Origin of the sequence: Aestuariicoccus sp. MJ-SS9 (genome assembly GCF_032586235.1) — a bacterium.
GTDB lineage: Bacteria > Pseudomonadota > Alphaproteobacteria > Rhodobacterales > Rhodobacteraceae > Aestuariicoccus.
The window spans coordinates 1-3,072 of sequence record NZ_JAWHTD010000106.1 but is presented as its reverse complement, the minus strand read 5'-3'; the positions used below and the strand labels follow the sequence as shown (position 1 = coordinate 3,072).

Genomic DNA, 3,072 nt, shown 5'->3' with positions numbered 1-3,072 from the left:
GCCTTCCTCTCAGCCATCGCGTTAGCCGCAACCGTCATGTTCTGGCTATGAAATGTGAATGAGTCCTGACCCTAATCCAGCTACCTGGGCCTCCGTCGGACTGCGTGTTTCGCGTTCCCACGTTATATAGCAAAACGGAGGGTTCTCACGACGATCAAGCACGTCGCCATGCCCGACCGGGCGAAACATCCGGGCCGCGCCGCCTGCTGCTTTGGCTGGCAGCCATCCTCGTCTCGGCTGAACATTCTTTGCTTTGACTGACCGTTGGGTCAGTCGCTCTGCTCGACGCCCGCGATGACATTCCCAAGCCCTCTTGCCGCCCCAGTCAGGGGCGGCATCCACCTCTATGTCAAAGCGGGTGCCTCAAGGGCTGAGGCGCCCCGTTGCCAGCGCAGGTCGGTGACAAGAGCCGCGATGTCCTATGCCGCGGCCAGCGATTTCTTGGGGTCGAAGAAGGGGCGTTCCGCGACCATCGCCACCGTCGGGCCCGAGGGCAGGACGACCTCGACCTGCATGCCGATATGGGCATGCTCGACCGCGACCATGGCCAGCGCGATGTTGCGCTCAAGCCGGGGCGAGTAGACGGCAGAGGTCACCTTGCCCACTTCGCAACCGCCGGCGTTGATTTGCCAGAAGGTGGTGTTCGGCCCTTTCAGCGGGTCAGCGTCGATGATCAGCCCGACCTGTTTGCGCGTGACGCCTTCGTCCCGGATGCGCTTGAGCGCGGACTTGCCAATAAAGTCGGCCTCCATATCCAGGTTGCACAGCCGGTCGAGGCCCAGCTCGAACGGGTTGGTGTTGATATCCGCATCGGCGTGATAAGACAGCATACCGCCCTCGATCCGGCGGATCGACGAGGTGTGGCCGGGCTTCAGGCCGAATTCCAGACCGGCCGCCATGATCCGTTCCCACAGCGCGTCACCCATGCTGCCGTCGCGAAGATAGATTTCGTAGCCCAGCTCGCTCGACCAGCCGGTGCGCGAGACGACCAGCGGAATGCCGTCGAGATCGAGTTCGCGCAGCCAGTAATATTTCAGGTCCAGGATGCTGTCGCCGAAGAGCGCGCGCATCAGCTCGCCCGACCGCGGCCCCTGCAGCTGCAGGGGCGAAACGTCGGGTTCGACGATGTGAACATCCATCCCGGAATGCACCGCGACGCCTTGCGCCCAGAGCAGGATGTCGCTGTCGGCCAGCGATATCCAGAAGTGGTTCTCGGCAAGCCGCAGGAGGATCGGATCGTTGAGAATACCGCCCTGCGCGTTGGTGATCAGAATGTACTTGCACTGGCCGACGGCCATCTTCGACAGGTCGCGCGGCGTCAGCATCTGGACGAATTTGGCGGCATCCGGTCCGGTGATCTCGACCTGCCGCTCCACGGACACGTCACAGAGGATCGCATCATTCACGAGGTTCCAGAAATTCTGTTCCGGATCGCCGAAATCGCGCGGGATGTACATGTGGTTGTAGACCGAAAAGCCCTTGGCGCCCCACCGCACGGTGGCATCGAAATAGGGGGATTTCCGGATCTGCGTGCCGAAGCCGAATTCGTCTGCGTGCATGATGTGCGCCTTTTGATGTCGCCGGGGTGTAGCCCCGATAACGGTTGACAGTAATGCTCTTTAGACGAGGAACGGCTGTCGTTGCGGTCCAAAAAGCGGGCGTCCCGAGGTCCGTTCGGGCTGTTTTTTGGGCCCCGGTCAGCCCGTTCGGTCGCGCGGCATCGTGCCGACCAGTTTCGCGACGTTCGGCCGCCCCGCCTTGACCACGCGGGTTGCGATGTAGGTCATGTAGCGATCGACCCCCAGTTCGCTTTCGCGCATGTCCTGCATCAGGTTCTGGAACGCCGCCATCGAGGGGCAGACCGCCTTAATCACATAGTCCACGCCACCGCCGGTCGCGATGCATTCGACGATCTCGTCATGCGTGTCGACCCATGCCTCGAAGCGGTCGAAATCGGCCTTGCGATGATGGGTCAGGGACACGGTCACCGTCACCTGCGTGAAGTCACAGAGCCGGTCGAGCGCGATCTCGGCGTGATAGCTTCGGATATACCCCGCCGCCTTCAGCCGGTCGAGCCGCGCCCAGCACGGCGTGGCCGAGATATTGACGATCTCGGACAGTTTGGTCTTGCTCAGCTGCCCGTGGCTCTGCACGGCGCTCAGGATGCGGATGTCGGTGGCATCGAGGACCAGTTTCTTCACCGTTTCGTCACTTTCACGTCTTGGCGGGCGGCAGGCGGTTTCGGACATCACCATTGGCGACAGAGCGATATTTTAAGCGATCGAGATCAGATTTTAGGGCAATTTGCGACCCGCGCTCCTTCAGGAGCGTCAGCATTGCAGGTCGCATTCGGTCAAAGCTGGAATACCGCGAGCGGGTGCTGCCAGAGGGATTCGAACCCGTCGATGCAAGGGCAGGATCGCTGTCGCTTATGCTGCGCAGAGACCGCGCCACTCGGCAAGAGCGGCGCGGTTGGCCGTGAAGATTGAGGTGCTGAAGAGGCCGCGTTCCGGGTCGAAGTGGTTCGAAACGGAGGCGAGGACGGCGGCGAATTTCTGAAGACTTCGCATTCGCCGGAGCCGGAGCCGGAGCATCGGCCACTCCCTTCGTCGGAATGGCAAGTGTGCGTTTTCCGCCCGATTGTTGCGCCAGCGACCCGTTTCCTGCCCCGTGCCTGCACCGATCAGGTTAGATCATGTTCCGGCGCCAAGAGGCCGCCCTGCCCCTTTCAACCGGAATCCTTCTGACAACACGGGCTTTCAAAAGTCTTTAGGAAACAGTCCCATCAACGCTTGCGCATCGTATTCGCCGATACAGGCGCCAGAGGACAGCAACCTCTCGATATACTCACGACGCAGGCCTGCGCGATCCACGGATTCTACCGTGTCCCGTGGCGCTGTGGCCCAGGGAAGAGATGTGAAGAATGGCAGGCGGATCGCACAAAATGTCATTGTCTGTTGTCTCCATTAGGTGGGTGAAGACAGGCTACGCGGCCTAGGGTCAGGATTCATAACCAGTAGATGACGGTTGCGGCGAGAGCGATTGTCGACAGGAAGACCTTGGGGCAGCGGT

Annotated in this window: 3 protein-coding genes and 1 pseudogene; all 4 read right to left on the bottom strand. The window is 61.3% G+C overall.

The annotated features are described in order from the left end of the window. Positions 1–419: 419 nt before the first annotated feature. Complete coding sequence (locus RXV88_RS23370; protein ID WP_410468858.1) at positions 420–1,559, bottom strand: glycine cleavage T C-terminal barrel domain-containing protein; 1,140 nt, start codon at positions 1,557–1,559, stop codon at positions 420–422. 138 nt (positions 1,560–1,697) lie between these two features. Further along, on the bottom strand, positions 1,698–2,201 hold the full coding sequence (locus RXV88_RS23365) for an Lrp/AsnC family transcriptional regulator (protein WP_316296127.1): 504 nt from the start codon (positions 2,199–2,201) through the stop codon (positions 1,698–1,700). A gap of 13 nt (positions 2,202–2,214) precedes the next feature. Then, the gene (locus RXV88_RS23360; RefSeq protein ID WP_316296125.1) at positions 2,215–2,337 is read right to left on the bottom strand and encodes a hypothetical protein; all 123 of its coding nucleotides are present in this window, start codon (positions 2,335–2,337) and stop codon (positions 2,215–2,217) included. Between the two features lie 92 nt (positions 2,338–2,429). Then, positions 2,430–2,684: pseudogene (locus RXV88_RS23355) on the bottom strand (IS6 family transposase); the annotation flags it as partial. Positions 2,685–3,072 lie beyond the last annotated feature (388 nt).